Origin of the sequence: Bacillus sp. HY001, assembly GCF_007558965.1 — a bacterium.
Taxonomy (GTDB): Bacteria; Bacillota; Bacilli; order Bacillales; family Bacillaceae_G; genus Bacillus_A; species Bacillus_A mobilis.
In genome coordinates this window covers 1-222 of the sequence record NZ_VLTE01000356.1, presented here as the reverse complement: position 1 = coordinate 222, position 222 = coordinate 1, and the positions used below count along the sequence as shown (strand labels likewise).

Below are 222 nucleotides of genomic sequence, written 5' to 3'. Positions count from 1 at the left end.
AAAGAGCTGGATTTACAGAAGTAGCAGAACGGAATTTTTTCTCCATTTTAGCTGACATTTTCCCTGTAATAATGTGCTGTCCATGAATTTTTCCTATGCTTTCATTTATCTCATCCTGTTCCTGGTATGTCGGGATAAACTGAGAAAGTTCATTAAACTGTATATCACCTCGATAATCTAATAATTCAATCATCTCTGTAATATAACGATTCCCATCATCTT

The 222-nt window shown here is 34.2% G+C and carries 1 pseudogene; it reads right to left on the bottom strand.

Going from position 1 to position 222, the window contains the following annotated elements:
• Positions 1-222, bottom strand: a pseudogene (locus FOT98_RS31715) (CpaF family protein); the annotation flags it as partial.